Raw genomic sequence first — 6,119 nt, 5'->3', positions numbered from 1 at the left:
ACTTTGGTCGGTAAATCAAAAGGATAAACTTTGACCTGCACCTTTTCCAGCTCAGGCGAAATTACAGAAAGAATGATGCACTAACACCTAGGCGTGCCCATCTATTTTCTGTAATTTTTAAAACTCGCTATGGTGATTCAATTCCTTTAAATGACTGGAGCTTAGAACACCCTGAGCTCTTCAAGACACTTGTTGAGTATGATTACCCAGTCACTATGATCAGAACAGCCAAACGCGGGTCACCAATAACAGTTCACATAAAATGGTTCTTCCTATTTACCTTTATATGTACTCTCATCTACTCACTTATAAAGTATGTAATTTAGCGGACTTATAAATATGCAATTGGCAAAGCAACTGCGAGCAAGCGCTTTGCCTTAAACTTAGGCTTTATTGTTAAACAGCATACCAGAGTGATTACTAGAAGTAGGAGCAAACAAAGAGTTTATCATCGTAGAAACATTACTTTTTACGGCAAGCTGGACTGCATTTATTTCTTCATCAAGTTGTTTATTAAGCTCTAGTAACTCACTTTCTCGTTGTTCTGGAGCTAGGTCTTTGTTGCTTTTTAAACTATTAATCTTATTTTGTAATTCCTTTATTTTTACTACTAGCTCTTGCTGTGTTTGTGATGTCTTTGATTGAGCTTCTGCTTGTGGATCAGAATCAACGCCCGCTTCTTGTTGTTTAGAGCCTTGAAGGTTTATTGCTTTTTCACTTTCTGGGTTTAGCTCATTTTTATTTTGCTGATCTAATAATGGCTCTTTTAGGAATGAGGATGTGTACGAAGTTAGCTGCATAGTTTTCCTATCGTTAATTTTTTGACGTTTAGCTATAAACCTTTTGAAAACAAAATAGATGCACAATCCGTACCCATTTACCACCCAACACTTTTTATGTTGCTAAGCATGTATGTTCCTTTAAAGTTAGCGATATTAAACTTTAACTATTAATCCCCTCTTTCAACAAACCAATACTAAAGAACCAGTTTTTAACTTTTAAATAACCTTTTGTGATCTCTTTTTAAACACCTGCCGTAAGCCTTATTGAAATGGACACGTCGTAACGTCCGAACATTCAAAGATATAAGGAAGAACGATGAAATACATACTCCTGGCTAGCAGCTTACTTTTTCTCACCGCGTGTAGCGATGATGATGACGATAATACCGAAGTTGTTACCCCTCCCCCAGTTCAAGAATTCACTCCAAGTAAAACCTATTCTGTAACTTTAAGTGGCAAACAAGAAGTGCCAATGAATGACTCAATGCAAACAGCGACTGCAACGGTAGAGCTTGACGAAAGTTTAATGCAATTTCGTGCAACACTTGATGCAAGCTCAGTCGAAGGCTTTAGCGCAGCACACATACACGACGGCGATTTAGGCGCTAATGGTGATGTTGCTTTTGCATTTGAGGCCACTACCGATGGTATGTATGAAGTCGCAATAACCGACCTTGATGAAACCCTAATTGCTGATTTAATGGATGGCGATTGGTACATTAACCTTCATACCGAACAATATGCAAACGGCGAACTTCGTGCGCAAATTGTGCCTGATACAACGAGCATCATCACGTTTGTTTTAAATGGCGATCAGCAAGTGCCTATGAACGACAGTGACGCAATGGGTTATGGCTATGCATCTTATGATAGCGCAACGACAGAATTACGGCTTCGTGCGGTGACTATGGGTGTTGATGACGCTACAGCAGCTCACATCCATACAGGAAAATTAGGCTCAAATGGTGATGTATTCGTGACTTTAGAACAAGACGACGAAGTCATGACTGACTGGGTTGTACCAGAAGATACCATGATAGACAGCGACACTCTGGCAGTACTTCTAGACGGCGGTCACTATGTTAATGTTCATACGCCTGAATTTGCCGGTGGCGAAATTCGCGGCCAAATCTTAACAGACAACTATGCAGTTGCGACCTTTGACTTAAGTGGTGATCAAGAAGTGCCTATGGTCAGCACCATGGCTGATGGTGATGGTTATGCTCTTGTTGATACAACAGACTACAGCGTAGAGCTTACTGTTGTCACATCAGGCTTAGACGATGCAAGTGCTGCGCACATTCATACAGGTCGTATCGGGACTAATGGCGATGTATTAGTAGCTCTTGAACAATCAATGGATGATAGCAATGTCTGGATGACACCAAGCAACACGCAAATCAATGCGGATATTTTTGCAGTGCTGGCTTCTGGCGGTCACTATGTCAATGTTCATACACCTGCTAATGCTGGCGGCGAGCTTCGCGGGCAAATCCTAACCAGTAACTATGGTTTTACCAGCTTTAAACTAAGCGGTGAGCAAGAAGTTCCTGCTCTCGAATCTGATGCAAGCGGTGAAGGCTATGCATTAATTAACATGGATAACTATGCCTTAGAGCTATTAGTAAACACAATGGGTGTTGATGATGCGACAGGTGCACACATTCACACTGGCCGAATTGGCACGAATGGTGACGTACTCGTTGCTCTTGAGCAATCAACAACTGACGCAGGCATGTGGATGACACCAGCAAATACCATGATCAACGCAGAGATATTTGAGGTACTTGCATCAGGAGGTCATTACGTTAACGTGCATACGCCTGCTAACACGGGTGGCGAAATTAGAGGTCAGATCCTAACAGACAACTATCAGCTCGTTACTTTCCCACTTAGCGGTATGCAAGAAGTTCCAGCCGTTGATACGATGGCATCAGGTAGTGGTTATGCATTAGTTAACATGGATAATTACAATTTAGAATTAAGAGCGTTAACCGAAGGTGTGAGTGATGCTACTGCTGCCCACATTCATACAGGTCGTATAGGCACCAATGGCGACGTTCTTGCCGCGTTAGAGCAATCAAACGATAACATGAACCTGTGGCAAACACCTGAAAACACCATGATCAATGCAGATATTTTTGCAGTACTCGCATCAGGTGGTCACTACGTTAATGTGCATACTCCAGCTAACCCAGGTGGTGAACTACGTGGTCAAATCCTTACCGACAACTACGTGTTTGTAACCTTCCCGCTTTCTGGTGAACAAGAAGTACCCGCGGTCACAACGGATGCATCTGGTGATGGTTATGCGCTAGTGAATACCAATGATTACAGTGTTGAGCTGCAAGTACTAACATCAGGTGTAAGTGATGCAAGTGCAGCCCATATTCATACTGGCGTAGCAGGTGAAAATGGCCCTGTGTTAGCTCCTCTTGTACAAGACAGTGATGATATGAATCGCTGGATGAGCAGCACGGGCTTAATGATAGACGCCGATATCTTTTCAGTTTTAGCTTCAGGCGGTCATTATGTAAACATTCATACCCCTGCAAACCCAAGCGGTGAGATACGAGGCCAAATTCAATAACTTTATAGAGTCAGAGGCCAATATTTTTGGCCTCTTTTATGACTAAGCATGAGAACATTACGTCATAAAAAGTTATACCCTTAACTTTATTGGTTAATGATATCTTGAACTCTAATCCGCTCTGATTCACTCTTATCTTTATTCAAAACTGCGAGTGTTTCATTATCAATCCATCTAATATCGCCTAGTAAGCCATTAAACAGAAACTCATCTGGCTCAGCACTAAATAAACGTTTTGAAAACAGCACTTCCCCGATTTTATTTTTGATTTTTACAAAACAATCAAAGCTCGTCGATTCGTGATGGCACTCTAATTCTGCAATAAATTTTCTGTTACGGTTATGCTTTTTTCGAAAAGTATAATGGTTAACAAAACTATCTCTCAAAACCGCTGCATATGCTTGATTAAACGGCTCTATTGGCCATTCATACATTACTGTTAATTTAACTAATGCTTGCTGCAACGTATCTAATAGGCATAGTTTCTTTTCATTCTCACCCAATCCATTAAATGCTATAAAATCAAAAGGTTGATAAAATTTAAGCACAGAACTACTTAACTCAGTGGTCCCATCACGTTTATCCGATTCACTTAACTTAATAATTACTCGGTAAATTCCGTTAGTCTCTATCTGACAAAAATACCGTTCATAATGGGCGTATACACTTCGAGAAAACAAGGTAAATTTTCTACATTCGGCTAGCTCTTGTTTAAAGGCCCACAGCTCAAATTCTTTTAATTTCATGTTTATTTTTAGCGCTGCTATTTTAAGAGTTCAATTAATCTCACAATAGCACCCCTCAGCATCTGAGTTAATAAACTGGCTATTAAAACCCGCACGTAAGTTTGCGATTACTAACTCAACAAAGCCATTCTGACTTGAACAGGCGAGTCCTTTTGATAATGGCCCTGCATACACAAGCTGTTGATTTTCTGAAACAAGTACTGCGGCAGGTTGAGCGGGTAATATTGCAGCAACCGCAGATGTTGGTTTAAGTTTTACTACTTTAATACCTTGCTCTGAAGCATAGCTGCTAAGGCTTATTATGTGCGGTTGTGAGCGCTCTGAGCATACACAGGTATTTTCATCAATAATGTACAAGGTATCGGCATTGTTGATATCAAGCCCCATACTTTGTTGAAAAGCAGGTAACCAATTTGTTGTGGCTAGCTTTTTATCTGGATCAAAGGTGCTTGCTTGTTGAGAATAAGCAAACACCAAGGCTAATGCCACAGAGGCAACCCAAACCAGAGTTGCCATTATCAGCCATTTGCTATTTGAATTTAGCAATACCTTGCTCCAGCACATCGATACTTACATCAATTAACTGTACGCGATCGGTGAGTTTTTCAATCATCAAGTTGTCGTTGGCTTGGTTAGCAATTAAGGCCTGTGAATTATCGGCAATAGCACGCGTATTACCCGCTTGATTTTGCACTACATGAGCAACCGACTGTGAGCTACTTGCAGCAACATTCACCTGCTCTGTCATCTCGGTAATTTGCAGTTTCATCTGCGAACTAATTGCAGATAACTGCTCTATAAGCGCAACACTACCCTGCATCGACTTAGTTGATGAGGCGCTGTTTTGCATCAAACTTTCAAGCGTATTGGTTATTTTATCCGTCGTGTTTTTACTACGCGTTGCCAAGTTTCTAACTTCATCAGCCACTACCGCAAAGCCGCGGCCTTGTTCACCTGCACGCGCAGCTTCAATTGCAGCGTTAAGCGCAAGTAAATTCGTTTGCTCAGCAATTGACGAAATTTCATTAAGTAATTCTGAGATATGCGAACATGCACTCACCAGTTGGCCTATGTTTTGATCTGCTTCTTGAAGGTTATTAGCAAGCTCAGCCGTTTTGCTGTCTGTATTCGCCACCTCATTTAATGCCTCTGTGGCACTTAAATGGAGCTGCTCAAATTGTGTTTGCAGTTCATTACTCTCTTGTTCCACATGAGCAAAGCCTTCGGCGACTCGTTCACCTGACTGCGCGATATCCGTCGATAACTGCTCACGATGAAGTGCTTGCTCATGCAATTCGTCGTGTACTTCAAGCAATTGTTTAGACTGATTTTTTAAAACACTACTTTGACTTTGAACATCACCTATCACACTCGATACAAAACCCAGTAAACGGTTAAAACCCGCTACGGCTTCACTGTGGCTATCATCCGCTCTTAAACTAATATTAATGCTGTTTTCATCGGCCATTATCTGCTCTGTTGTTGTGCTTAACGATAGGCCAGAACTACGTTCACGATGCAGGGTTTTTGCAATATAACCCGCTACAATTGCTTCAACTATGGCATACACGGCATGAATAAGTACGGTGCTAAAATATAATCGATCTGGGTCAAAAACGTATAAACCGACTTCGTTTATCTGTAAAAAGTAAAAGCTCAAATGATGAACGGCCACAAAAGAAAGTGCAGTAATAAACACGCGCCATTCGACAAACATGATCAACACGGCCATTAAAATAAATATTTCAAAATGAACTTCAATGAGGCCGTAGCTTTGTTGAATGTGTAAAAACGAAAACATCATGCAACCGGCAGCCACAACATGGGCTGTTAATTTGCTCGTTGGATATTGATGGAGCATCCAAAGCGGTAAAGATAGCAATAACAAACCGGTTACCACACCGGTAATTAGGGTCGAATAGATAAAACCTAAAACTAAAGATTCAATAAACAATAAAAGGAACAAATAAGTAAAAAGGCGGCGCACACTCGTCATAGATA

The 6,119-nt window shown here is 41.0% G+C and carries 5 protein-coding genes; 1 reads left to right on the top strand and 4 read right to left on the bottom strand.

The window, feature by feature from the left end; all coding sequences use genetic code 11:
- Positions 1-383 precede the first annotated feature (383 nt).
- Positions 384-800: a hypothetical protein gene (locus tag AN394_RS10165; protein ID WP_054562460.1), complete on the bottom strand. Its 417-nt coding sequence runs from the start codon at positions 798-800 to the stop codon at positions 384-386.
- Between the two features lie 298 nt (positions 801-1,098).
- Between AN394_RS10165 and AN394_RS21655 the strand changes: the two genes are divergently transcribed.
- Positions 1,099-3,372 (top strand): CHRD domain-containing protein, encoded by a 2,274-nt coding sequence (locus AN394_RS21655; protein ID WP_082422976.1) that lies wholly within the window; start codon positions 1,099-1,101, stop codon positions 3,370-3,372.
- A gap of 86 nt (positions 3,373-3,458) precedes the next feature.
- Here the strand turns inward: AN394_RS21655 and AN394_RS10155 are convergent, their stop codons facing one another.
- Genes AN394_RS10155 through AN394_RS10145 form a run of 3 tightly spaced genes read right to left on the bottom strand, consistent with a single transcriptional unit; the run spans position 3,459 to position 6,114 of the window.
- Positions 3,459-4,118, bottom strand: coding sequence for a hypothetical protein (locus tag AN394_RS10155; RefSeq protein WP_054562461.1), 660 nt, complete (start codon positions 4,116-4,118; stop codon positions 3,459-3,461).
- A 30-nt stretch (positions 4,119-4,148) separates the two neighbouring features.
- Complete coding sequence (locus AN394_RS10150; RefSeq protein ID WP_055021445.1) at positions 4,149-4,634, bottom strand: DUF6436 domain-containing protein; 486 nt, start codon at positions 4,632-4,634, stop codon at positions 4,149-4,151.
- Between the two features lie 13 nt (positions 4,635-4,647).
- Positions 4,648-6,114, bottom strand: a complete 1,467-nt coding sequence (locus tag AN394_RS10145) for a methyl-accepting chemotaxis protein (RefSeq protein ID WP_055021444.1) — start codon at positions 6,112-6,114, stop codon at positions 4,648-4,650.
- Positions 6,115-6,119: the final 5 nt, after the last annotated feature.

This window comes from Pseudoalteromonas sp. P1-26 (assembly GCF_001401795.1).
Lineage (GTDB): Bacteria > Pseudomonadota > Gammaproteobacteria > Enterobacterales > Alteromonadaceae > Pseudoalteromonas.
The sequence above is the reverse complement of the archived record's forward strand: the minus strand, read 5'-3'. Positions and strand labels throughout refer to the sequence as shown.